The sequence below is a fragment of the Enterobacter cloacae complex sp. SYL003 genome, from assembly GCF_049236925.1.
Taxonomy (GTDB): domain Bacteria; phylum Pseudomonadota; class Gammaproteobacteria; order Enterobacterales; family Enterobacteriaceae; genus Enterobacter; species Enterobacter intestinihominis.
Window position 1 is genome coordinate 97,171 of record NZ_JBMKJK010000006.1, and the last position, 23,798, is coordinate 120,968.

General features: G+C 53.8%; 26 protein-coding genes. 18 read left to right on the top strand and 8 right to left on the bottom strand.

Annotation, left to right across the window (positions count from 1 at the left end; translation table 11 throughout):
- Entirely contained in the window at positions 1-1,197 is a 1,197-nt protein-coding gene (gene kbl, locus ACOT1A_RS09705) for a glycine C-acetyltransferase (protein ID WP_015570030.1), read from the bottom strand.
- A 215-nt stretch (positions 1,198-1,412) separates the two neighbouring features.
- Here kbl and rfaD point away from each other — a divergent pair, with 215 nt between their 5' ends.
- The 6 genes from rfaD to ACOT1A_RS09735 all read left to right on the top strand — a co-directional run bounded on the left by rfaD (position 1,413) and on the right by ACOT1A_RS09735 (position 7,723).
- Entirely contained in the window at positions 1,413-2,393 is a 981-nt protein-coding gene (rfaD, locus tag ACOT1A_RS09710; RefSeq protein WP_022646634.1) for an ADP-glyceromanno-heptose 6-epimerase, read from the top strand.
- A gap of 79 nt (positions 2,394-2,472) precedes the next feature.
- Complete coding sequence (gene rfaF, locus ACOT1A_RS09715) at positions 2,473-3,519, top strand: ADP-heptose--LPS heptosyltransferase RfaF (RefSeq protein WP_023305214.1); 1,047 nt, start codon at positions 2,473-2,475, stop codon at positions 3,517-3,519.
- Between the two features lie 3 nt (positions 3,520-3,522).
- On the top strand, positions 3,523-4,506 hold the full coding sequence (rfaC, locus tag ACOT1A_RS09720) for a lipopolysaccharide heptosyltransferase RfaC (protein ID WP_105322883.1): 984 nt from the start codon (positions 3,523-3,525) through the stop codon (positions 4,504-4,506).
- Between the two features lie 3 nt (positions 4,507-4,509).
- Positions 4,510-5,619 (top strand): glycosyltransferase family 9 protein, encoded by a 1,110-nt coding sequence (locus tag ACOT1A_RS09725; RefSeq protein WP_023305213.1) that lies wholly within the window; start codon positions 4,510-4,512, stop codon positions 5,617-5,619.
- Between the two features lie 5 nt (positions 5,620-5,624).
- Positions 5,625-6,524: a glycosyltransferase family 2 protein gene (locus ACOT1A_RS09730; RefSeq protein ID WP_105322882.1), complete on the top strand. Its 900-nt coding sequence runs from the start codon at positions 5,625-5,627 to the stop codon at positions 6,522-6,524.
- On the top strand, positions 6,512-7,723 hold the full coding sequence (locus tag ACOT1A_RS09735) for an O-antigen ligase family protein (RefSeq protein WP_045308211.1): 1,212 nt from the start codon (positions 6,512-6,514) through the stop codon (positions 7,721-7,723). Before ACOT1A_RS09730 ends, ACOT1A_RS09735 begins: the two co-directional genes overlap by 13 nt.
- Positions 7,724-7,749: 26 nt before the next feature.
- Here the strand turns inward: ACOT1A_RS09735 and ACOT1A_RS09740 are convergent, their stop codons facing one another.
- On the bottom strand, positions 7,750-8,703 hold the full coding sequence (locus tag ACOT1A_RS09740) for a polysaccharide deacetylase family protein (protein ID WP_105322881.1): 954 nt from the start codon (positions 8,701-8,703) through the stop codon (positions 7,750-7,752).
- A gap of 150 nt (positions 8,704-8,853) precedes the next feature.
- Between ACOT1A_RS09740 and rfaQ the strand changes: the two genes are divergently transcribed.
- From rfaQ to coaD, 7 genes are all read left to right on the top strand, one after another.
- The gene (gene rfaQ / locus ACOT1A_RS09745; RefSeq protein WP_105322880.1) at positions 8,854-9,924 is read left to right on the top strand and encodes a putative lipopolysaccharide heptosyltransferase III; all 1,071 of its coding nucleotides are present in this window, start codon (positions 8,854-8,856) and stop codon (positions 9,922-9,924) included.
- Complete coding sequence (locus ACOT1A_RS09750) at positions 9,921-11,048, top strand: glycosyltransferase family 4 protein (RefSeq protein WP_032626581.1); 1,128 nt, start codon at positions 9,921-9,923, stop codon at positions 11,046-11,048. The genes rfaQ and ACOT1A_RS09750 overlap by 4 nt, the downstream gene beginning before the upstream one ends.
- A 2-nt stretch (positions 11,049-11,050) precedes the next feature.
- Positions 11,051-12,151 (top strand): glycosyltransferase, encoded by a 1,101-nt coding sequence (locus tag ACOT1A_RS09755; RefSeq protein WP_058646801.1) that lies wholly within the window; start codon positions 11,051-11,053, stop codon positions 12,149-12,151.
- A gap of 11 nt (positions 12,152-12,162) precedes the next feature.
- Positions 12,163-13,152 carry a glycosyltransferase gene (locus tag ACOT1A_RS09760; RefSeq protein WP_058646800.1) on the top strand — a complete coding sequence of 330 codons (990 nt, stop codon included), beginning with the start codon at positions 12,163-12,165 and terminating at the stop codon, positions 13,150-13,152.
- A 66-nt stretch (positions 13,153-13,218) separates the two neighbouring features.
- Positions 13,219-14,493, top strand: a complete 1,275-nt coding sequence (waaA, locus tag ACOT1A_RS09765; RefSeq protein WP_003860874.1) for a lipid IV(A) 3-deoxy-D-manno-octulosonic acid transferase — start codon at positions 13,219-13,221, stop codon at positions 14,491-14,493.
- Positions 14,493-15,263, top strand: coding sequence for a glycosyltransferase family 2 protein (locus ACOT1A_RS09770; RefSeq protein ID WP_022646623.1), 771 nt, complete (start codon positions 14,493-14,495; stop codon positions 15,261-15,263). The genes waaA and ACOT1A_RS09770 overlap by 1 nt, the downstream gene beginning before the upstream one ends.
- A gap of 3 nt (positions 15,264-15,266) precedes the next feature.
- Positions 15,267-15,746: a pantetheine-phosphate adenylyltransferase gene (gene coaD, locus ACOT1A_RS09775; protein WP_022646622.1), complete on the top strand. Its 480-nt coding sequence runs from the start codon at positions 15,267-15,269 to the stop codon at positions 15,744-15,746.
- A gap of 2 nt (positions 15,747-15,748) precedes the next feature.
- On the opposite strand, the gene mutM is transcribed toward coaD, so the two are convergent.
- From mutM to radC, 4 genes are all read right to left on the bottom strand, one after another.
- Complete coding sequence (mutM, locus tag ACOT1A_RS09780; RefSeq protein ID WP_003860879.1) at positions 15,749-16,558, bottom strand: bifunctional DNA-formamidopyrimidine glycosylase/DNA-(apurinic or apyrimidinic site) lyase; 810 nt, start codon at positions 16,556-16,558, stop codon at positions 15,749-15,751.
- A gap of 72 nt (positions 16,559-16,630) precedes the next feature.
- Positions 16,631-16,798: a 50S ribosomal protein L33 gene (gene rpmG, locus ACOT1A_RS09785; protein ID WP_003024094.1), complete on the bottom strand. Its 168-nt coding sequence runs from the start codon at positions 16,796-16,798 to the stop codon at positions 16,631-16,633.
- Between the two features lie 22 nt (positions 16,799-16,820).
- The gene (gene rpmB / locus ACOT1A_RS09790; RefSeq protein ID WP_002436699.1) at positions 16,821-17,057 is read right to left on the bottom strand and encodes a 50S ribosomal protein L28; all 237 of its coding nucleotides are present in this window, start codon (positions 17,055-17,057) and stop codon (positions 16,821-16,823) included.
- Positions 17,058-17,274: 217 nt separating this feature from the next.
- Positions 17,275-17,940 (bottom strand): RadC family protein, encoded by a 666-nt coding sequence (radC, locus tag ACOT1A_RS09795; protein WP_022646621.1) that lies wholly within the window; start codon positions 17,938-17,940, stop codon positions 17,275-17,277.
- A gap of 173 nt (positions 17,941-18,113) precedes the next feature.
- Here radC and coaBC point away from each other — a divergent pair, with 173 nt between their 5' ends.
- From coaBC to slmA, 3 genes are all read left to right on the top strand, one after another.
- Positions 18,114-19,325 carry a bifunctional phosphopantothenoylcysteine decarboxylase/phosphopantothenate--cysteine ligase CoaBC gene (gene coaBC, locus ACOT1A_RS09800; RefSeq protein ID WP_087878399.1) on the top strand — a complete coding sequence of 404 codons (1,212 nt, stop codon included), beginning with the start codon at positions 18,114-18,116 and terminating at the stop codon, positions 19,323-19,325.
- Positions 19,303-19,761, top strand: coding sequence for a dUTP diphosphatase (gene dut / locus ACOT1A_RS09805; protein WP_045621029.1), 459 nt, complete (start codon positions 19,303-19,305; stop codon positions 19,759-19,761). The genes coaBC and dut overlap by 23 nt, the downstream gene beginning before the upstream one ends.
- A 121-nt stretch (positions 19,762-19,882) precedes the next feature.
- On the top strand, positions 19,883-20,479 hold the full coding sequence (gene slmA, locus ACOT1A_RS09810) for a nucleoid occlusion factor SlmA (RefSeq protein WP_003860901.1): 597 nt from the start codon (positions 19,883-19,885) through the stop codon (positions 20,477-20,479).
- 82 nt (positions 20,480-20,561) lie between these two features.
- Here slmA and pyrE read toward each other — a convergent pair whose 3' ends face one another.
- A complete protein-coding gene (gene pyrE / locus ACOT1A_RS09815) occupies positions 20,562-21,203 on the bottom strand; it encodes an orotate phosphoribosyltransferase (protein ID WP_032622050.1) in 642 nt (213 codons plus the stop codon).
- Between the two features lie 66 nt (positions 21,204-21,269).
- Positions 21,270-21,986, bottom strand: coding sequence for a ribonuclease PH (gene rph, locus ACOT1A_RS09820; RefSeq protein WP_063137882.1), 717 nt, complete (start codon positions 21,984-21,986; stop codon positions 21,270-21,272).
- A gap of 125 nt (positions 21,987-22,111) precedes the next feature.
- Between rph and ACOT1A_RS09825 the strand changes: the two genes are divergently transcribed.
- Together ACOT1A_RS09825 and ACOT1A_RS09830 are read left to right on the top strand one after the other, a co-directional pair.
- Positions 22,112-22,975: a YicC/YloC family endoribonuclease gene (locus ACOT1A_RS09825; protein WP_003860907.1), complete on the top strand. Its 864-nt coding sequence runs from the start codon at positions 22,112-22,114 to the stop codon at positions 22,973-22,975.
- A gap of 205 nt (positions 22,976-23,180) precedes the next feature.
- Positions 23,181-23,798: a trimeric intracellular cation channel family protein gene (locus tag ACOT1A_RS09830; RefSeq protein WP_023299016.1), complete on the top strand. Its 618-nt coding sequence runs from the start codon at positions 23,181-23,183 to the stop codon at positions 23,796-23,798.

Genomic DNA, 23,798 nt, shown 5'->3' on the forward strand with positions numbered 1-23,798 from the left:
TCAGGCAATTACGCCCAGCTGTTTGCCGATGCGGGTAAAGGCTTCCACCGCACGTTCAATTTGTTCAGGCGAGTGCGCCGCAGACATCTGGGTGCGGATACGCGCCTGACCTTTTGGTACCACCGGGAAGAAGAACCCGGTCACGTAAATCCCTTCTTTCTGAAGCTCACGAGCAAATTTCTGCGCGACAACCGCGTCGCCCAGCATCACCGGAATGATCGCATGGTCAGCGCCGGCCAAGGTGAATCCTGCGGCACTCATTTTTTCACGGAACAGGCGGGCGTTAGCCCACAGGCGGTCGCGCAGCTCAGCACCGGATTCCACCATCTCCAGCACTTTAATAGAGGCGGCCACAATCGCCGGCGCCAGGGAGTTGGAGAACAGGTACGGGCGGGAGCGCTGACGCAGCCACTCAACCACCTCTTTGCGCGCAGCAGTGTAGCCGCCAGACGCGCCACCAAGCGCTTTGCCCAGCGTACCGGTGATGATATCTACGCGGCCCATTACGTCGCAGTATTCGTGGGAGCCGCGGCCATTTTCGCCGACAAAGCCAACCGCGTGAGAGTCATCCACCATCACCAGCGCGTCGTATTTATCCGCCAGATCGCACACGCCTTTCAGGTTGGCGATCACGCCGTCCATGGAGAACACGCCGTCGGTGGCGATCAGCACGTGGCGGGCACCGGCTTCACGGGCCTCTTTCAGGCGGGCTTCCAGCTCAACCATGTCGTTGTTGGCGTAGCGGAAACGCTTTGCTTTGCACAGGCGCACACCGTCGATGATGGAGGCGTGGTTCAGGGCGTCGGAGATAATCGCGTCTTCTGCACCGAGCAGGGTCTCAAACAGACCGCCGTTGGCGTCGAAGCAGGAGGAGTACAGAATCGCGTCTTCCATTCCGAGGAAGTTCGCCAGCTTTTGCTCAAGCTGCTTGTGGCTGTCCTGGGTACCGCAGATAAAGCGAACGGAGGCCATGCCGAAGCCGTGGGTATCCATGCCGTTTTTCGCCGCGGCAATCAGCTCAGGGTGATTCGCAAGACCTAAATAGTTGTTCGCGCAAAAGTTGATCACATGGCTGCCGTCGGCAACGGTGATGTCCGCCTGCTGGGCAGACGTGATAATACGCTCTTCTTTGAACAACCCTTCCGCACGTGCGGTGTCGAGGTCGCTGTTTAACTGTTTGTAAAAATCACCACGCATTGCAATTCTCCAGACTCGGCAAATTTTGGCACATATTACCCAAACCAATAGTTCATGACGAGATGACGCCGTATCTCTTCTCGTTTTTGCAGCATAAATCACGTGTACCCCTGCTGCATATCGGTGAATGGCTGAAGACCGGGCATTGTGATGATATGATAGAGAGATTAGCGTTCGGGATGTTCCCCGGACTCCACACTTCAAAGGTTACAGTTATGATCATCGTTACCGGCGGCGCGGGCTTTATCGGCAGCAATATTGTTAAGGCCCTCAATGACAAAGGCATCACCGACATCCTGGTGGTGGACAACCTGAAAGACGGCACCAAGTTCGTAAACCTGGTGGATCTGAACATCGCTGACTACATGGATAAAGAAGACTTTCTTATCCAGATTATGGCGGGTGAAGAGTTCGGCGAGATCGAAGCCATCTTCCACGAAGGGGCCTGTTCCTCCACCACCGAGTGGGACGGCAAGTACATGATGGATAACAACTATCAGTACTCCAAAGAGATCCTGCACTACTGCCTGGAGCGTGAAATTCCGTTCCTGTACGCCTCTTCCGCGGCAACCTACGGTGGACGCACTTCAGATTTCATCGAATCCCGCGAGTATGAGCAGCCGCTGAACGTTTACGGTTACTCCAAATTCCTGTTTGATGAGTACGTGCGTCAGATCCTCCCAGAAGCCAACTCTCAGATTGTCGGCTTCCGCTACTTCAACGTCTACGGACCGCGCGAAGGCCACAAAGGCAGCATGGCGAGCGTGGCGTTCCACCTGAACACCCAGTTAAATAACGGCGAAAGTCCGAAACTGTTCGAAGGCAGCGACGGCTTTAAGCGTGACTTCGTCTACGTAGGCGACGTGGCGGCAGTGAACCTGTGGTTCCTGGAAAACGGCGTGTCCGGCATTTTCAACCTGGGCACAGGCCGCGCGGAATCCTTCCAGGCGGTGGCAGACGCGACGCTGGCTTACCATAAGAAAGGCAGCATCGAGTACATTCCGTTCCCGGATAAGCTGAAAGGCCGCTACCAGGCATTCACCCAGGCGGACCTGACTAACCTGCGCGCCGCAGGCTACGACAAGCCGTTCAAGACCGTTGCCGAAGGCGTAACGGAATATATGGCCTGGCTGAACCGTGACCGCGATATAAATTCACAAAATCATTCGAGCGGTATCAAGGCGGCAACTAAGTGAATCTCCGGGAGCTTACAAAAGTAAGTGACTGGAGTGAACGCAGGCAGCCAACGCAGAGACAGCTTGAAGGATGAAGTGAATGAAAATACTGGTGATCGGCCCGTCCTGGGTGGGCGACATGATGATGTCGCAAAGTCTCTATCGCACGCTCAAGGCGCGTTATCCCCAGGCGATAATCGACGTGATGGCACCCGCATGGTGCCGTCCGCTGTTATCGCGTATGCCGGAAGTGAACGAGGCGATCCCGATGCCGCTCGGCCACGGGGCGCTGGAAATCGGTGAACGCCGCAAACTCGGCCATAGCCTGCGCGAGAAACGCTATGATCGCGCATATGTCCTGCCAAACTCCTTCAAATCCGCTCTCGTGCCCTTCTTTGCGGGCATCCCGCACCGTACCGGTTGGCGCGGTGAAATGCGCTACGGCCTGCTTAACGACGCCCGGGTGCTGGATAAAGAGGCCTGGCCGCTGATGGTAGAACGCTACGTGGCGCTGGCCTACGACAAAGGCGTGATGCGCAGCGCGAAAGATCTGCCGCAGCCGCTACTGTGGCCGCAGCTCCAGGTAAGCGACGGGGAGAAATCCCACACCTGCAACGCGTTTGGCATTTCGTCCGAACGCCCGATGATTGGCTTCTGCCCCGGCGCGGAGTTTGGTCCGGCAAAACGCTGGCCGCACTATCACTACGCAGAGCTGGCGAAACAGCTGATCGACGAAGGCTATCAAATTGTGCTGTTTGGCTCGGCGAAAGATCACGAGGCGGGCAATGAAATTCTCGCCACGCTCAGCACCGAGCAACAGGCCTGGTGCCGAAACCTGGCCGGGGAAACGCAGCTCGAGCAGGCGGTTATTTTGATTGCCGCCTGTAAAGCCGTTGTCAGCAACGACTCTGGCCTGATGCACGTCGCCGCCGCGCTGGATCGTCCGCTGGTGGCGCTGTATGGCCCGAGCAGCCCGGACTTCACGCCGCCGCTGTCGCACAAAGCGCGCGTGATCCGTTTGATCACCGGCTACCACAAGGTACGTAAAGGTGATGCCGCAGAAGGCTACCATCAGAGCCTGATCGACATTACGCCGCAGCGCGTTCTCGAAGAGCTCAACGAACTTCTGTTGAGCGAAGAAGGATAACGAATGCGGGTATTGATCGTTAAAACCTCTTCGATGGGCGATGTGCTGCATACGCTGCCGTCACTGACGGACGCGATGCAGGCCATTCCCGGCATTCGTTTTGACTGGGTGGTGGAAGAAGGCTTCGCGCAGATCCCCACCTGGCACGAAGCGGTTGACCGCGTGATCCCGGTGGCCATTCGCCGCTGGCGCAAAGCATGGTTCTCCGCACCGATTAAAGCCGAACGTAAAGCCTTCCGCGAAGCGGTGCAGGCCCGGCGTTACGACGCGATCATTGACGCTCAGGGCCTGGTGAAAAGCGCCGCGCTGGTCACGCGTCTGGCGCACGGCGTAAAGCACGGCATGGACTGGCAAACCGCCCGCGAACCGCTGGCGAGCCTGTTCTATAATCGTCGCCACCATATTGCGAAGCAGCAGCACGCCGTGGAACGTACCCGCGAGCTGTTCGCGAAAAGCCTGGGCTATGCAAAACCTGAAGCCCAGGGTGACTACGCTATTGCACAGCATTTTTTGCGCGAGACGGAGGAGCATGCTGAACCGTATCTGGTGTTCCTGCATGCCACAACGCGCGACGATAAGCACTGGCCGGAAACGCACTGGAGAAGGCTGATTGAACTAATGCAACCTTGCGGTATCCATATTAAACTCCCGTGGGGTGCAGAACATGAGCGGCAGCGTGCGGAGCGTCTGGCAGCAGGCTTTTCCCACGTTGAGGTGTTACCCAAACTCACGCTGGCGCAGGTTGCCGCACAGCTGGCGGGCGCTAACGCCGTCGTTTCTGTGGATACAGGGTTAAGCCATTTAACCGCCGCACTGGATCGTCCTAATATCACGATTTTCGGCCCGACCGATCCGGGGTTGATCGGGGGTTACGGTAAAAACCAGCATCAGATGGTCAGCCCTACGCAACAAACGAAGGATATTAGCGCAGATGCTATTTTTTCATTTTTACAGGGCAGCCATCGGCTTTCCAACAGGGATATTTAACCCATGAGTTATGTATTTCTGCTGATTTTACTCTTTCCGGTGAAACTCCTCCGGAAGCTGTTTCGAAAAGACACGGGCAAAAACCTTGTCATTCAGACAGCCAAAATCGGTGACTTTATTAATGCGACACCTCTACTGGCATATCTGCAAAAAAGCGATGTGTTGGTCAGTCGCAGCGTTGGTGCGCTGGCGAAGCATGATGAGACTATCGAGCAGATCTATTTTATTGAGCAGCATAAGCGCAACCTGTGGCGTAAACTGTGCTTCGCGTGCAGGATCATGAACCGCTACGACAACGTCTACCTGCTACAACCCAACAGCGTGAACCTCTTTTTTGCCGCCGTCTGCAATGCTAAAAACAAACAATTTTTAACCATTTACACGCGCAGGTGGTATCACGGGATTTTCTATCTTGCGGCTGACGGTACCGTTGAGCATGGCAAAAAAACGCTTTCGGTGACGAACTACCTGAAACTGGCCGACCGCGCACTCACATGGCAAGACTCTCCCAAGCACGCCACAAAGCCGCTCTTTGAACCGACGACCTGGCCGGCCATTCTTGATAAACCTGACGTTATCCGCATCGGCATCAGTATTGCGGCGGGCAATAAAGCTAAAACCGTTCCTCCGGTTATCTGGAAGCGGATTGTTGATCAACTCGCTGATTTACCCTGCGAGTTTTATGTCTTCGGCGCGCCAAATGAACAGTCGTGGATGGACGATATCACCCGCCTTTACGGTGAAATCCCTAATTTTATCAATCTTATTGGCAAAATTTCGCTGGAAGAGCTTCCCTGGGCCATTTCTAAGATGGACTGTTATATCGCGTCTGACTCGGGGAATGTGTATATCGCAGACGCCGTTGGCGTTCCGGTAGTCCTGCTGTTTGGTCCGTGTTGTCACTATGAACAACGTCCGCTTGGCAATGTGTTGCTGATCGGGAATGACGACAACATTTGTTCTTATGTGTTTGAAACGCGCTATTACTTCCCGCAAGAACGGGAAGCACTATTCTCTGTCACTGACTCCGCGTTACACGATCTTCAGCAGTTTATCCGTACATTACCCAAAGCCCGCTCACTGGCTAGCGCTACCGACGCTCAAGGAAACTAATTTTTATGGCTTTTTTAAGCGTCATTATTGCTGCGCATAACGCTGAAGCTACGCTGCATGCCACGCTTTCAAGCCTGCTGGCAGCCACCGTTCAAGGCACTGAAATTATTATTTTTAATGACAGTTCTGAGGATACCACGCAGGCAATAATTGAAGAGTGGTCACCTAAATTTCCTCAGATCATAACGCGCACCGTGAACTTTCGTAACGTCGGCCGGGTACGAAACAGTGCTGTCGCACTGGCATCCGGTGAATATATTACGATGCTCGACAGTGACGATTGCTTAAAGCCGGGCAGCCTCAGGGACGCAATTACCTTTCTGAAAGCGCAACGTCCGGATATGTTACTGACACGTTTGCTTGAGATTCGCGATCCCCGGAAAATGACTTCAGACTGGCAGGGATTCAACCCTGTGCCATTGTCACAACATGAAGCAGTCGCTCGTTTCTTACGCCATAAAGACTTTCAGGCGCATCTCATTGGCCAGTTTATTCATCGTAGCCTGTACGAGAGCAACCCTATTCCTCCAATGTTATGTTATGAGGATTTCGCTGTCTTCCCCGGAATGTTGATGCAATCGAGCAAAATAGTCTATCAACGCCAGGGGCATTATTATTACGTCAAGCGTCGCGACAGTTTGTCGAGCAGTCTGGACGCCAGCAAAATTTCAACGCTTGTCGAATGCACGTTACAGATGGAAAGAACATTTCCGTCAAGCTACAGGCATCTTGTCAATTGCCACTGGTTTGATATTTACAGCAACCATCGGTCCTGTCTTACAGACCAACAATTGCAACTCGTGAAACAACGCGTAAAGGCCATGTACACATTGTCTTTTTTCCTGTCCACCGATGTTCGTTTTAGCTACAAAAAAAGGGTTATTGAGGCGTTATGGAAAAAATAAAACCACGGCTATATCAACTGACGATTGCTTTGAGCCTCATCTCTTTGATGCTGGCATTAGTCAGTTCAGGGAAGCAAAGAGAGTTTTTCTATATTGCTATTTACGTCAGTATTATTGGCCTGGCTTTCGAATATAAAAAAATCACTCTTCGACCTTTTACTATAGCGCTGCCCATTCTGCTGATTGGGTTACTTAACCTCGGCTGGTACTTAATCTATGAGTATCATAACGAGGGACTCAACCTTTACAGCGACTATCTAGGCGCCAGCAAAAAGTTAATTTTAGCGAGTATCCTGATTTTCTATATTGACCGCTTTAAGTTTTACATTGATAAAGACAACTTCAGGAAATTTTTCTTCTACGCAGCGGCCTTAGGGTTTGTGCTCGCCACAGGATATGGCTTGTGGCAGGCCTCGCAAGGTATGACTCGCGTTGAGATGGCAATTAACCGTGCCACCGTTTCAGCCTATGTTTATTCTGTCCTGTCACTGGCTTTCGTATACAGTCTTTACCTTCAGCAGAACGTGAAGCTGTATGTTGTTGCGGGCTTCACTATATTAATCTCTTACTTCGTCATACTGTTGACGGGTACCCGTGCTGCGATGGGTTTATATCTGCTTCTGGCGGTTGTGCTCACGCTGTATCATTTCAGAAAGATTCATCTCAAATCCACTCTCATTTTTTTATGTATTGTGGCCGGCATTGTCGTCGTGAGCTACAAGCCGTTGATTGCACCGAAAATAACGCAAACCCAAATTGAAGTTGAGAATTATCAGAAAGGCTATGACCGCACGTCACTTGGCGCACGTTTTTCGATGTGGACTGTCGGGATCGCTAATGGTCTTGCACATCCGTTGGGGCAATCACTTGAAGACCGTGAAACGTGGACACGGCAGTATATAAAAGACGGGCATCCTCACCTTGGCAGTGCACTCGAATACATCAAGGTCCACCTGCATAATGAATTTATTGAGAAATACTCTTTGCAGGGGATCCCCGGCGTGGCGGTAATGCTCTTTTTCTTCGTTTCGATGATTGTGTATGCCTTACGAAACAGAAACGCACTGCTCCTAACCTCAATGCTACTTTTGATTTTGTATGGACTGACGGATGTCATACTGCTCAGTTCAGAAGCCTTAATCTTCTTTATGGTTTTGTTTGCATTAAGTACACCTTTCACCCAAACAAAGCAGCATTAACAAATATGCCCGCCTGGCGGGCATAACTATTTTTTGTACTGGTAAAACTCCGCCAGCGTCTTCCCCACGGTCTTATCTGATAACCAGGTAAAGAGCTGCTCCAGATCCTGATAAAGCCCCTCAATCGCGGCCTCGTCTTTAAAAGTAGGGCTCCCGCCAGGCATAAATTCCGACGAATGCAGCATGAACTCTACGTAGTCATTTCCCTGAGACAGGCACTGCTGCGCAACCTGAATCATCTCCTGCGCGTTACCGCCGGACGGGCGTAACCAGTTAACTGACGGAGAACGGTATTTACCGCGCAGACGATCGTAACCCTGCTTCAGGGAATTCAGCCATGCCGGGTGTTTATACTGGATACTCATCGGAACTTCGAGTAAGGGGCTATTTCCCGGCCGGGAAATGTCGTCTACGTCCAAAAAGTAGGCACGATCGGGAAAATGCTGGTAATTCGTTCCGCCATTACCCTGCGGGGCACCTTTCGCGTTGCGCCAGTTCACGCGCGGCGTAACGGAACAATCTACCTGATACCCCAGCTCAATCAGCAACCGGGCGTAACGGCTGTCGAATGCCCAGCGCCCGGCGCGATGGCTGAGCATTTTTGTCTGGAAGGTCTCTTCCAGTAGGCGGGTCATGAACAGCACTTTCTCACGCATGACCTCGTCTGAAAACTCAATCAGATAAGGCTGCCAGCGCCAGTCATCACCGGTCAGATCGTGCTCCGGAGGGCTGTTCCAGGCATGGAGATGCATTCCTACCTCGCCCTGCCCCCGGGCTATGACCTCTTTCGCGAACTCAATGAACACCGGTTCGACGGCCATCTCGTAGTTGGTGAGCCAGACAGGCTTAAAGCCGAAACGCTCGCAAAGCGTCTGAAACCGCGCCAGGTAGCGCGCGTTTTCCGTTTTGATGACCCGGTGGTTCTGCCAGAGATTATCCCCTTCGGTATCGATCGTGATGATAAACGCTGGTTTTTTCATAATGAGTCCGCAAGAGAAAATAGTTAGCGCTATGTTACGCACGCCCGAAAGCTGGAGTAAACCCTTCCAGGGAAATTCCTGACATTATGGAGAAAGAGTGCAAGTCGTTACCAGGTCTATTAGAATTGCCAACAGTACAACGCCGATAAGATGATGATGAATAACTTACCTGACACGCCTGATTTGCGCATTTTACTGATTAAACTTCGCCATCATGGTGACATGTTACTCACCACCCCCGTCATCAATTCATTGCGCCAGAAATGGCCTGAAGCCCAAATCGACGTGCTTCTCTATGAAGAGACGCGAGACATGCTCGCCGCGCATCCGGCAATCGGTACGATCTATGGTATCGATCGTAAATGGAAGCAGTTGGGGACGCTGAAACACCTGCAAAAAGAGTGGCTGTTGCTTCGTGCTTTACGCGCTCAGCATTATCATCTGGTGATCAATCTTGCCGATCAGTGGCGCAGCGCACTGGTTACCCGCTTCACCGGCGCACCGGTTCGGCTCGGGTTCGCTTTTAACAAGCGCAATAATGCCTTCTGGCGTTTTTGTCACAGTGAACTGGTCTCGGTCGCCAGCCATCAGTCGCTGCACACCGTTGAACAAAACCTGTCCATACTGAAACCATTACCCGTTGCCGCCAGACCCGCCGTCACCATGGCTTACAGCGCGGATGACTGGAACCATGCTCATCACAAGCTGACACAAAAGGGCGTGGGAGAACGCTATATCGTTATTCAACCCACTTCACGCTGGTTCTTTAAGTGCTGGGACGAAGGCAAAATGGCGCAAACTATCGCCGCATTGCAGCAGGACGGCCACACTATCGTCCTTACGGCGGGACCGGATAAGAAAGAACTGGCGATGATTGACCGCATTCTTGCCGCCTCCCCGCAGACGGGTGTTGTGTCGCTGGCAGGGCAGTTAACCCTGCGCCAGCTGGCCTCGCTTATCGATCACGCAGCCCTGTTCATTGGCGTTGACTCCGTCCCCATGCACATGGCCGCCGCCCTTCAGACGCCCTGCGTGGCGCTGTTTGGCCCATCAAAATTGACGTTCTGGTCGCCATGGCAGGTTAACGGCGAGGTCATCTGGGCTGGTAACTACGGCCCGCTTCCCAACCCTGACGCCATTGATACAAAAACGACGGAACGTTATCTCGACGCCATCCCCGTTGATGCTGTCGTCTCCGCCGCAAGGAGATACCTGCAATGAAGCTTCATCGTCTGGCCATTGTGCGCCAAAAATATCGGCCGGATGGGGGAGCAGAACGTTTTGTCTCCAGGGCACTCACCGCGCTGAGCAATCAAAATCTTGAGCTCAACGTCATCACCCGCGAGTGGCAGGGCGAAAAGCAGGACGACTGGCATATTCATATCTGCGATCCACGAAAGTGGGGCCGCATCAGCCGTGAACGCGGCTTTGCACACGCCGCGCGCGCGCTGTGGCAGCAACAGCAGTTTGATATTGTACAGAGCCACGAACGTATTCCGGGCTGCGATATTTACCGCGCCGGAGATGGTGTACATCGACGCTGGCTGCTACAGCGTACGCGTATTCTTCCCGCCTGGCGCGCGAAGCTGCTTATGCACGATCGCTATCACCGCTACGTGATGAACGCCGAACGTGAAATGTACCAGGCTCCCGAGTTGAAAGCCGTTATCTGTAATGCGGAGATGATCAAGCGCGAAATCGTCGAAGACTTTGATATTGACGCAAAAAAGATACATGTGATTTATAATTCAATAGATTCCCGCCGCTTCGTTCCGGCAGAAGAGAGACAGCGCGCTGTACTGCGTAAGCAATTTGGCTTACCCGCTGATGCCGTCATTTTCTGCTTCGTGGGTTCAGGGTTTGAACGCAAGGGGCTGGCAAGCGCAATTCGGGCTATAGCAGGAACATCGACGTGGCTGGTTGTGGTCGGTCAGGATAAAGCGGAAAGCCGTTATCGCGACCTCGCCCGTTCATTAGGCTGTGAGGGGCAAATCCGTTTCCTGGGGATGCAAAAAGAGACGCTGCCATTTTATCAGCTTTCTGATGGTTTACTGCTGCCGACGCTGTATGATCCTTTCCCTAACGTCATACTTGAAGCAATGGCCTGTGGATTGCCCGTCATTACGTCAGAGAGTTGCGGTGGTTCAGAATTTATTGAGCAAGGCCAGAACGGGTTTTACTGTGATGCACTTGATATCCGCACATTGAAGGAGGCCGTCATGTCCATCCCTTCACTGGAAAAAAATAACAATATGGGGCTTGTGGCGCGTGAACGCGTCAGAGAAGCAACCCCTGAAAAACTATCAAGTCAGCTTATTTCGCTTTATCAAAAATTACTGGATTAATAATGCGCATCCTAATGATTATTGATGGTTTACCCGGTGGAGGAGCCGAAAAAACGGTTCTCACCCTCTCCAGCGGACTGACAGAACTGGGGCATCAGGTCACCCTTTTCTCCTTACGGAAGGTGTGCGACTACGCCATTCCGGAAGGCATCGATTTTCAGGTCGTGCAGGATACCTGTAAAAAACCCTGGCGGAAGCTGACCGAGATCCCGCGTCGCGCCCGTTTGCTGGATCGCGCCATTGAGCAGGCAGAACGCAGCGGTAAATTTGACGTTGCCTTCTCGCATCTGCATAAAACCGACCGTATCGTGGCGCACAGCCGCGTGCTGGATCGGGATAAGGTCTGGTTCTGCATACACGGGATGTTTTCCTTTTCCTATTTGCGCCATCGCAGCGGGCTTTCTCGCTGGTTTAAGCATTATAAAATTCGTCATACCTATGAAAACCGCAACGTGGTGGCGGTATCCGGCGCCGTGCTGCACGATCTGTCTGAAGTACTCGCGATCCCCCTGCGGCGCAAAGCGGTTATCCATAACCCCTTCGATATCCCTGAAATTCAGCGTCTGGCGGAAGCGCCCTTTGAGATGCAGGGGCAGAATTATATTATCCACGTTGGTCGTTTTCATGAGCACAAACGTCACGACCGGCTGCTTCGCGCGTTCGCGATGAGCAAGATTGACGCATCGCTGGTGTTGATGGGCAAAGGCTCTGACGTGAAAATAAACCAGCTCAAACAGCTTGCCGCTAAGCTGGGAATTGAAAACAAGATCGTCTTCCGCCCGTTTGAAACCAATCCTTATCCGTGGATCAAAGGTGCACGCCTTTTAGTGTTAAGTTCCGACTGCGAAGGTTTTGGTAATGTACTGGTAGAGTCCATTATCTGTCAGACCCCACCGGTGAGTACAAACTGCCCTGGCGGCCCTGCTGAGATCCTTACTGGCCCCCTGGCGCGCGGTCTGACCGCGTTAACCGACGAATCACTGGCGAATACCCTGGCAGAACTGTATGCCTCTCCGCCGGTTGTTGATCGCGAAACGATCGCATCGTTCGGTATCAACGCCATTTGCCAGCAATACATTGCTTTGGTCGACAACCAAAAATAATCAGGTTTCATATGCAAAATTCAGCGCCTTTATTAAGCGTGGTGGTTGCCGTTTATAACGGTGAAGCTTTTCTCGATCAGTTCTTTACCTGCCTTGTAAATCAACACATCGACAGTATGGAAGTCATCATCGTGAATGACGGCTCCACTGACCGCTCGATGCAGATTGTCGAAAAATGGCGCGAACAGCTGCCACAGATGCAGGTCATTGAACAACCTAATCAGGGCGTGTCCATCGCGCGTAATACCGGCCTGGCCGTTGCGACCGGCCAATATCTCTCTTTTCCGGATATTGATGATGTCTTCAAACCCGGCATGTACCAGCGTCTGCTGGATATGGCCGTCACGCAGAACCTGGATGTCGCCACCTGCAATGGCAACTACGTCTGGGAAAATAACAAAAAACCGTCTCGCCCTATCTTCCCTGAAGATAAGCTCGCCTCAACGGGCGTCATGAATGGCGCGGCATGGTTAAAAACGGCGCTGGATTCACGTAAGTTCCTGCATGTGACCTGGCTGAATATCTATCGTCACGATTTTATTCGTCAGCACGGCTTCCGTTTCGAGCCTGGCCTGCGCCATCAGGATATCCCGTGGACGACTGAGGTGCTGCTTGCTGCGGAACGCGTTCAGTACACCAGCGAACGCTTTTACGACTACTACATTCACTCCGCCTCGGTATCGCACACCCCGGATAATGACGACACGCTGATTCGCTCAGCGCGCCATTACATGAAGATCCTGAAGATGCTAGATGCCATTAACCAGCGCTACCCGGATAAAGTGAAAAATATCCCGGCCTGTCACTGGCAAATCGCCAAAGAGGGTCTGGGAATTATTCATACCTTCGACAACATGAAGGATGAAGCGAAGAAATCAATGATAATCAAAGAGTTCTTCGACACCGGGATCTGGAAGCTCATCTGGAAAAGTGCCAAAAGCCCGCGTTTGCGCTGGCGCCTGGGCCGACGCTACTTCCGTTTAAAACGGTATCTGGCATAAGAGATAGCTTTAGCACGCTTAAATGCTTAGAATTTCCCGGCCGAAACTAAAAAAACGGATAATCGCTTGGAATTGTTGTATACCGCCCTGCTCTACATCATTCAGCCACTGGTGTGGCTGCGACTGTTGCTTCGTAGCCGTAAAGCGCCTGCGTACCGTAAACGCTGGGCCGAACGCTATGGCTACTGCCGCAATAAAGTGGCGCCGGACGGTATTCTGCTGCATTCCGTGTCAGTCGGGGAAACGCTGGCCGCCATTCCACTGGTGCGTGCCTTACGCCACCGTTATCCGTCACTGCCCATCACCGTCACCACGATGACGCCAACCGGCTCAGAGCGCGTGATGTCTGCCTTCGGTAAAGACGTGCATCACGTCTACCTGCCGTACGATCTTCCCTGCGCCATGAACCGTTTCCTGAATACCGTTCGCCCTAAACTGGTGATCGTCATGGAAACTGAACTGTGGCCGAATATGATTTCCGCCCTGCATGCCCGTAAAATTCCTTTGGTTATCGCCAACGCGCGTCTGTCGGAACGCTCGGCGAAAGGGTACGGCAAGCTGGGTAAATTTATGCGTCGCCTGCTCAGCAAAATTACGCTGATCGCCGCGCAGAACGAAGAAGATGCCGCGCGCTTTATCGCCCTCGGCCTGAAGCGCAACCAGCTTGCGGTCACGGGTAGCCTGAAGTTCGATATTTCCGTCACCCCTGAACTCGCCGCCCGTGCGGTAACGCTGCGTCGTCAGTGGGCGCCGCGTCGCCAGGTCTGGATTGCCACCAGCACCCATGACGGCGAAGAGGCCATTATTCTTCAGGCTCACCGCCAGCTGCTGGAAAAATTCCCTGATTTACTGCTGATTCTGGTTCCTCGACATCCTGAGCGTTTTAAAGATGCCCGGGAGATGGTGCAAAAAGGTGGTTTCAGCTTCACCCTGCGCAGCAGCGGCGAAATCCCCTCTGGCAGCACGCAGGTGGTGATTGGCGATACGATGGGCGAACTGATGCTGCTGTACGGGATTGCCGATCTTGCTTTCGTTGGCGGAAGTCTGGTGGAGCGCGGTGGTCATAACCCGCTGGAGCCGGCAGCCCACGCCATTCCCGTGCTGATGGGGCCACACACGTTTAACTTCAAAGATATCTGCGCGAAATTGCAGCAAGCCGATGGCTTAATCACCGTGACCGATGCGGACTCGGTGGTCAAAGAGGTCTCAACCCTTCTGACTGACGAAGATTACCGCCTGTGGTACGGTCGTCACGCCGTTGAAGTCCTGCATCAGAACCAGGGTGCACTGACCCGTCTGCTGCAACTTTTGCAACCTTACCTGCCGCAGCGGAGCCACTAATGTCAACGCGTCTGTCGGTCGTGATGATCGCCAAAAACGCCGCCGACCTGCTTCCGGATTGCCTGGCCTCTGTTGCCTGGGCTGACGAAATCGTCATTCTCGATTCCGGAAGTACGGACAATACGGCGGACGTTGCCCGTGCAGCCGGGGCAAAAGTCTTTACCGACACCGACTGGCAGGGCTACGGTATTCAGCGTCAGCGTGCGCAGAGTTACGCCACGGGCGATTACGTGTTGATGATCGATACCGATGAGCGCGTCACCCCGGAACTCCGACAGGCCATTCAAACGGTGCTTGCCGCGCCACAGCCCGGCGCGGTCTACAGTATCGCGCGTCGTAACTATTTCCTGGGCCGCTTTATGCGCCACAGCGGCTGGTACCCCGACCGCGTGATGCGCCTCTATGCCCGCGAGCGTTATCAGTACAACGACAACCTGGTCCATGAGTCTCTGGCCTGCGATAACGCTCAGGTCATCCCCCTGACGGGCGATCTGCTTCATCTGACCTGCCGCGATTTCGCCAGCTTCCAGCGGAAACAGCTGAACTATGCCACCGCCTGGGCACAGGAGCGGCATGCGCGCGGCAAGAAGGCCACGCTGACCGGCATCTTCACCCACACGCTGGGCGCGTTTCTGAAAACGCTGCTGCTACGTGGTGGCGTGCTGGACGGCAAACAGGGCTGGTTACTGGCGGTAGTGAATGCCCAGTATACTTTCAATAAATACACCGAGCTGTGGGCGCTGAACCGCGGCTACTCAGAGAAAACGTGAGCCATGAGCACAAAAGCGATTTATCCGGGTACCTTCGATCCGATCACTAACGGTCATCTTGATATCATCACCCGTGCGGCGTGTATGTTCGACAAAGTGATTCTGGCCATTGCCGCCAGCCCGAGCAAAAAGCCGATGTTCGACCTGAACGAACGCGTGCAGCTTGCCACCGATGCGATTTCGCATTTGTCGAATGTTGAGGTCGTCGGATTCAGCGATTTGATGGCAAACTTTGCCCGTGCTCAGCAGGCCAATATCCTGATCCGCGGTCTTCGCGCGGTAGCAGACTTCGAATATGAGATGCAGCTGGCGCACATGAACCGCCATCTGATGCCGGAGCTGGAGAGCGTATTCCTGATGCCCTCCAAAGAGTGGTCCTTCATCTCTTCTTCGCTGGTGAAAGAGGTGGCGCGCCATCGCGGGGACGTTACCCACTTTCTGCCGGTTAACGTCCACCAGGCGTTGATGGAAAAGTTAAAGTAACCCTACTTCTGGCACTGACGGCAGTAAAACGTGGCGCGCTGAGCGTGCTTCGTGGCAATAATCGGCGTCCCGCATGCTCTGCACGGTTCCCCCTTACGACCATAAACCTGCAACTCCTGCGCAAAATAGCCCGGCTTCCCGTCGCTTTGCAGAAAATCCTTCAGCGTCGTCCCGCCCTGCTCAATTGAGCGCAGCAGTACCGCTTTAATCACTCTGACCAGCAGCTCGCACTCCTGCGCAGACAGCGAAGAGGCCAGCCGATCGGGATGGATCCCGGCGGCAAACAACGATTCGCTGGCATAGATATTCCCCACGCCCACGACCAGCTTGTTATCCATCAGCCAGGGTTTAATCGGGGTTTTCTTTTTCGCGCACTTCTCTTTGAGATAATCTGCGTTAAACGCTTCTGAGAGCGGCTCAGGTCCAAGATGCGCCAGCACGTTGTGCCCTTCCAGCTCTTTGGTCCACAGCCATGCACCAAAGCGACGCGGGTCGGTGTAACGCAGCACCTTGCCGTTACTCATCACCAGATCAACGTGGTCGTGCTTTTCCGCAGGCAACTCTTCGGTGAGGATGCGCAGGCTTCCCGACATGCCCAGATGGATAATGATCCAGCCGTCAGGCAGCTCCAGCAGCAGGTATTTCGCGCGGCGCTGTACGCTCAGGACAGGTTTATCGCTTAACGCGTGGATCTCATCGGACACCGGCCAGCGCAGACGCCCGTTGCGAACGACAGCATGAAGAATAGTCGCGCCAACCAGATGGGGCTCAATGCCGCGGCGGCTGGTCTCTACCTCAGGTAATTCAGGCATGGTTCCTCCGTTGAGATGCAGAATGCAAAAAACCCCGCAGTTGCGGGGTTTTTCAATACAAGGAGACTAAAATTATTTGATTTTAGCTTCTTTGTACAGTACGTGCTGGCGTACAACTGGATCGAATTTTTTCAGTTCCAGTTTTTCCGGCTTAGTACGTTTGTTCTTCGTGGTGGTGTAGAAGTGACCTGTACCAGCAGAAGAAACCAGCTTGATTTTCTCGCGAATACCTTTAGCCATGATTTATTTCCTCTTTAAGTACTTAGTACTTTTCGCCACGGGCACGCAGTTCGGACAGAACTGTATCGATGCCTTTCTTATCGATTACACGCATACCTTTAGCAGATACGCGCAGGGTGACAAAACGCTTCTCGCTCTCAACCCAGAAACGGTGAGAGTGCAGGTTCGGCAGGAAACGGCGTTTAGTCGCGTTCAGTGCGTGGGAACGGTTGTTACCGGTCACCGGACGCTTGCCAGTAACTTGGCAGACTCGGGACATGTCTATTCTCCAAAAATCAAATTAGCTCGAGCTTCGTATGGGGTATCGGCGCCTCGTCAGGCTTTACAGCCCGGTCATCGCATAGTTCTATTGAACTCTCGATTGCCAGGCCCAAATGCCAAACCCGAGATTCTCAAAGGTGGCGTAGTATACGCTGACTCGGCGGTGTGCTCAAGTCCCGAACAGACAAAGATCCCGACGGATCGCGAGAAAAGGCCTAAATCCAGCCACGTTCGGCAAAAGAAATGTACTCTCCGCGGCCAATTATCAGATGGTCCAGCACACGAATGTCCATGAATTGACAGCATTTGATAATACGTTCGGTAATTGCTTTGTCAGCTCTGCTTGGTTCTGCACAGCCAGAGGGGTGATTATGCGCGAGGATCACGCCGGCTGCATTCACTTTTATCGCTTCCCGCACAATTTCACGCGGATGCACCTCAACGTGGCTCAATGTTCCCGAAAAAAGGCGGGTATGTTTCAGTACCCGGTTTTTGTTGTCGAGAAAGATCACCATAAAGATCTCCCGCTCCAGATCGGAAAGCTGGCTTTGCAGAAATTCGCGGGTCATATCGGGGGTGAGGATCGGGTCTTCTTCCTCCATACGCACGTTGTAAAATCTCCGGGCCAGCTCCGCAATGCCCCGCAGCTGGGCATATTTCGCCACGCCAATACCCTCAACGTGCGTAAACGCCTCCAGCTCGGCGGTCAACAATCCATACAGTGAGCCGAAATGCTCTATCAGCTCTTTCGCCAGCGTAAATACCGTTTTCCCCGGCGTGCCTGTGCGTAAAAAGAGCGCCAGCAGCTCGTCGTCCTTTAACAACGTGACGCCATGGCGCAGCATTTTTTCACGCGGTAGCAGCAGTTCAGTCTCTTCCATGCCCGGCCTCCTTCTGTTTGCCATTATGCTGCCACAGGCAAATTCGGGGCTCGACGCTGGCGTTTCGTTCTTGCGTAGCGCCTCGCAAAGTGAATTGAGGACATCATCACCCCGTTTTAGGGATTGTGATAAAATGCCCGCTCTCTGGTGAAACCCAACAGGAAAGAATCATGATGAGCCTGGCCGGTAAAAAAATCGTTCTTGGCGTCAGCGGCGGTATTGCTGCCTATAAAACGCCAGACCTGGTGCGCCGTTTGCGCGAGCGCGGGGCCGACGTACGGGTCGCGATCACCGAAGGCGGCAAAGCCTTTATCACCCCGCTGAGCCTGCAAGCCGTCTCGGGATACCCGGTATCCGACAGCCTTCTCGACCCGGCAGCCGAAGCCGCAATGGGCCATATTGAGCTGGGGAAATGGGCCGATCTGGTTATCCTTGCCCCCGCCACGGCAGATGTAATTGCCCGCGTGGCGGCCGGGATGGCGAACGATCTGGTAACGACCATTTGCCTCGCCACGCCTGCGCCCGTCGCGGTTGTACCCGCAATGAACCAGCAGATGTATCGCAACGCCGCTACCCAGCATAATCTGGATACGCTGGCCTCGCGCGGCCTGCTAATTTGGGGACCGGAGAGCGGCAGCCAGGCCTGTGGCGACGTGGGGCCAGGGCGTATGCTCGACCCATTGACGATTGTTGATATGGCCGCCGCCCATTTCTCGCCTGTCAACGATCTGCAACATCTCAACATCATGATTACCGCGGGCCCCACGCGCGAGCCGCTGGATCCGGTGCGATACATCACCAACCACAGCTCCGGCAAAATGGGCTTTGCAATTGCTGCCGCGGCAGCCAAACGAGGCGCGAACGTGACGCTGGTGAGCGGCCCGGTGTCGCTTACCACCCCTGCGTTTGTGCGGCGTATTGATGTAACTACCGCGCTGGAAATGGAAGCCGCCGTACAGGCGCATGCTCAACAACAGCATATTTTTATCGGCTGTGCGGCCGTCGCTGATTACCGCGCCGAAACCATTGCCGACGCCAAAATTAAAAAGCAAGGTGATGAATTAACAATAAAAATGGTGAAGAACCCGGATATCGTTGCCGGTGTCGCCGCATTGAAAACTCATCGTCCTTACGTTGTTGGGTTTGCCGCAGAAACGAATAATGTGGAAGAATATGCCCGGCAAAAACGTACCCGCAAAAACCTCGATTTGATTTGCGCGAACGACGTATCGCTGTCCACGCAAGGATTTAACAGCGACAGCAACGCATTGCACCTTTTCTGGCAGGATGGAGATAAAGTCTTACCGCTTGAGCGCAAAGAACTCCTGGGCCAACAATTACTGGACGAGATCGTTACCCGTTATGATGAAAAAAATCGACGTTAAGATTCTGGACCCGCGCGTTGGCAAGCAATTTCCGCTGCCAACGTATGCCACCTCCGGCTCTGCCGGTCTTGACCTGCGCGCCTGTCTCGATGACGCCGTAGAACTGGCGCCGGGTGCAACGACCCTGATCCCGACCGGGCTGGCGATTCACATTGCTGACCCGTCACTGGCAGCGGTGATCCTGCCGCGCTCTGGCCTGGGCCATAAGCATGGCGTCGTGCTGGGTAACCTGGTCGGCCTGATCGACTCTGACTATCAGGGTCAGCTGATGGTATCCGTCTGGAACCGTGGCCAGGACAGCTTCACCATTGAACCGGGCGAGCGTATCGCGCAGATGGTGTTTGTACCGGTGGTGCAGGCAGAATTTAACCTGGTGGCAGACTTCGACGCTACCGACCGTGGCGAAGGCGGCTTCGGCCATTCCGGGCGCAAATAACCGCCCGACAAACACGCATCTCAGAGCGCCATAATGCAATAACAAACCGCAAACGTCAGTTTGCGGGTCGCTGTGTGGTTGCCAGCCTGACAAGTGCTTATTTTCAGGGGTATTTTGTAACATGGCAGAAAAACAAACCGCGAAAAGGAATCGTCGCGAAGAAATACTTCAATCTCTGGCTCTGATGCTTGAATCCAGCGACGGCAGTCAACGCATCACCACCGCCAAGCTGGCGGCCTCTGTGGGCGTGTCAGAGGCGGCGCTGTATCGTCATTTCCCGAGCAAAACCCGGATGTTCGACAGCCTGATCGAGTTTATCGAAGATAGCCTGATCACGCGCATCAACCTGATTCTGAAGGATGAAAAAGACACCAGCACGCGTCTGCGTCTGATTGTGCTGCTGATTCTGGGCTTTGGTGAACGTAACCCGGGTCTGACCCGTATTCTTACCGGCCACGCGCTGATGTTTGAACAGGATCGTCTGCAAGGCCGTATAAACCAGCTTTTTGAGCGTATCGAAGCCCAGCTTCGTCAGGTTCTGCGCGAGAAGAAAATGCGGGAAGGTGAGGGATATAATACGGATGAGACGCTGCTGGCAAGCCAGATCCTGGCATTTTGCGAAGGGATGCTCTCCCGGTTTGTGCGCAGCGAGTTTAAATATCGACCAACGGACGATTTTGACGCCCGCTGGCCGTTAGTGGCAGCACAATTACAGTAACGCCATCGCCGGATGGCGGCTTCGCCTTATCCGGCCTACGAACAGGTAGGCCCGGTAAGCGTAGCGCCACCGGGCAACTGAATTATACGCCAAACTCTTCGCGGTATTGACGTACCGCCGCCAGGTGATCCGCCATCTCAGGCTTCTCTTCCAGATATGCAATCAGGTCTGTCAGCGTGATGATAGAGATCACTTTGCAGCCATAATCGCGTTCCACTTCCTGAATAGCAGAGATGTCGCCACGCCCGCGTTCCTGACGATCAAGCGAAATCAGCACACCCGCAAGCGTTGCACCGTTAGCCTGGATAATTTCCATCGATTCACGGATCGCGGTACCTGCGGTGATCACGTCATCCACCAGCATCACGCGGCCCTGCAACGCACTGCCGACCAGATTGCCGCCTTCACCGTGGGTTTTGGCCTCTTTACGGTTAAAGCAGTACGGTACGTCGCGGTCATGGTGCTCCGCCAGCGCCACCGCCGTGGTGGTTGCAATTGGAATGCCTTTGTACGCGGGGCCAAACAGCAGATCGAAATCAATCCCGGAATCTACCAGCGCTTCGGCATAGAAGCGGCCTAACAGTGCCAGGTCGCGCCCGGTATTAAACAGCCCGGCGTTGAAGAAATACGGGCTTTTACGCCCGGATTTCAGCGTGAACTCGCCAAACTTAAGTACCTGCTTGTTAAGCGCAAACTCAATAAACTGGCGCTGATACGATTTCATGGATTTGCTCCTTTGTCTTTTCAGTCTTACAGGCAAAAAAAAGGCGACTCATTGGTCGCCTTAAAATCAATTTTCTAACGCCGCTTTCTGCGTCGCTACAATAGATTCAATACCCCCTCGGGCCAACGCCAGCAAGGTGAGTAGTTCTTCGTGAGTGAATGGCTCGCCTTCTGCCGTGCCCTGCACTTCAATGATGCGACCATCTTCGGTCATCACCACGTTCATGTCGGTTTCTGCGGCAGAATCTTCAACGTATTCCAGATCGCAAAGCGCTTCGCCGTTAACAATACCAACGGAGACAGCAGCAACCATCCCTTTCATTGGGTTGGTTTTCAGCTTACCGGCGGAAACCAGCTTGTTCAGCGCATCTGCCAGCGCCACACAGGCACCGGTAATGGAGGCCGTACGCGTGCCGCCATCGGCCTGGATCACGTCGCAGTCCAGCGTGATGGTGAACTCACCCAGCGTTTTTAAGTCAACCGCGGCGCGGAGCGCACGTGCGATCAGGCGCTGGATCTCCATAGTACGGCCGCCCTGCTTACCTTTTGCCGCTTCACGGGCATTACGGGTATGGGTTGCGCGCGGCAACATACCGTATTCCGCGGTGATCCACCCCTGCCCCTGACCTTTCAGGAAGCGAGGCACGCCCTCTTCGATGGACGCGGTGCAAAGCACTTTGGTGTCACCAAACTCAACCAGCACGGAGCCTTCAGCGTGTTTTGTATAGTTACGGGTCAGGGTGACGGGACGCACCTGGTTGGTGCTACGACCTGCTGGACGCATGATGGATTCTCCGGCTTGAAACGAATGTGGCTGCGCATTATACGGATAAAGGACGCTTATTCCTATCCTGAGAAGCCCCTGAAAGCTATAATCCCCCCATCTCTCCTTTAAAAACGGGAATGTCTATGATCCGCAGTATGACCGCCTACGCCCGGCGTGAAATCAAGGGTAGCTGGGGTAGCGCTACCTGGGAAATGCGCTCGGTAAACCAGCGCTATCTGGAAACATATTTCCGTATGCCGGAACAGTTCCGCAGCCTGGAGCCTGTGGTGCGTGAGCGTATCCGTACGCGTCTGACCCGCGGGAAAGTGGAATGTAACCTGCGTTTTGAGCCCGATGCCAGTGCACAGGGCGAACTGATCCTGAACGAAAAGCTGGCAAAACAGCTGGTTAATGCGGCGAACTGGGTCAAAATGCAAAGCGATGAAGGCGAGATCAACCCGGTTGATATTCTGCGCTGGCCTGGCGTGATGGCCGCCGGAGAGCAGGATCTGGACGCGATTACCGCTGAAATCCTGGCTGCACTCGACGGCACGCTGGATGACTTTATCGTTGCCCGCGAAACCGAAGGCCAGGCGCTGAAAGCGATGATTGAGCAACGCCTTGAAGGCGTGAGCGCCGAAGTGGCTAAAGTGCGCGCGCATATGCCAGAAGTGCTGCAATGGCAGCGTGAGCGACTTGTCGCCAAACTGGAAGAGGCGGAAGTTCAGCTGGAAAACAACCGTCTGGAACAAGAGCTGGTGCTGATGGCGCAGCGTGTAGACGTGGCTGAAGAGCTGGATCGTCTGGAAGCGCACGTTAAAGAGACCTACAACATCCTGAAGAAGAAAGAAGCGGTAGGCCGCCGTCTCGACTTTATGATGCAGGAGTTCAACCGCGAGTCGAACACGCTGGCGTCTAAGTCTATCAATGCAGAGGTGACCAATTCAGCAATTGAACTGAAGGTCCTGATTGAGCAGATGCGCGAGCAGATCCAGAATATCGAGTAATACCTTTCAGGGTGGTGTCTGGCACATCACCCATTACTTTTTCTAATCCTTATTTATCCTTACTTTCTTTGCCTCCCGCCTTATCACAAGCCCGCCTGGCATGCGTTGATAAATTCCTTTAGGGCAAATCCCCTCGCCTTAGAAAATCTCAATCGTGATCTTGCGCACAAATCGCTAATCTCCTCCTCTTCATTCCGGAGGGTTTATGCTGCTTCACATTCTCTATCTTATTGGCATTACCGCTGAAGCCATGACCGGCGCGCTCGCCGCCGGACGTCGCCGTATGGACACCTTCGGCGTGATCATTATTGCCACGGCCACTGCGCTCGGCGGCGGGTCCGTGCGCGATATCCTGCTTGGCCATTATCCGCTCGGCTGGGTTAAAAACCCTGAGTACGTCATTATCGTGGCAACGGCAGCCGTGCTAACCACGATTGTGGCCCCGGTGATGCCTCATCTGCGCCGCTTGTTCCTGGTGCTGGATGCGCTTGGGCTGATTGTTTTTTCCATCATTGGCGCACAAATTGCTCTCGATATGGGTGAAGGCCCGGTTATCGCCACCATTGCGGCGGTGATCACGGGCGTGTTTGGCGGGGTGCTGCGCGATATGTTCTGCAAACGTATCCCGCTGGTTTTCCAGAAGGAACTGTATGCCGGCATCTCCTTTGCCGCGGCAGTGCTTTATGTCGCCTTGCAGCACTATGTCACCAACCACGATGTGGTGGTTATCTCCACGCTGCTGTTTGGTTTCACCGCGCGTATGCTGGCATTGCGCCTGAAGCTGGGCCTGCCGGTTTTTCATTACAAGCACAATGCGCATTAA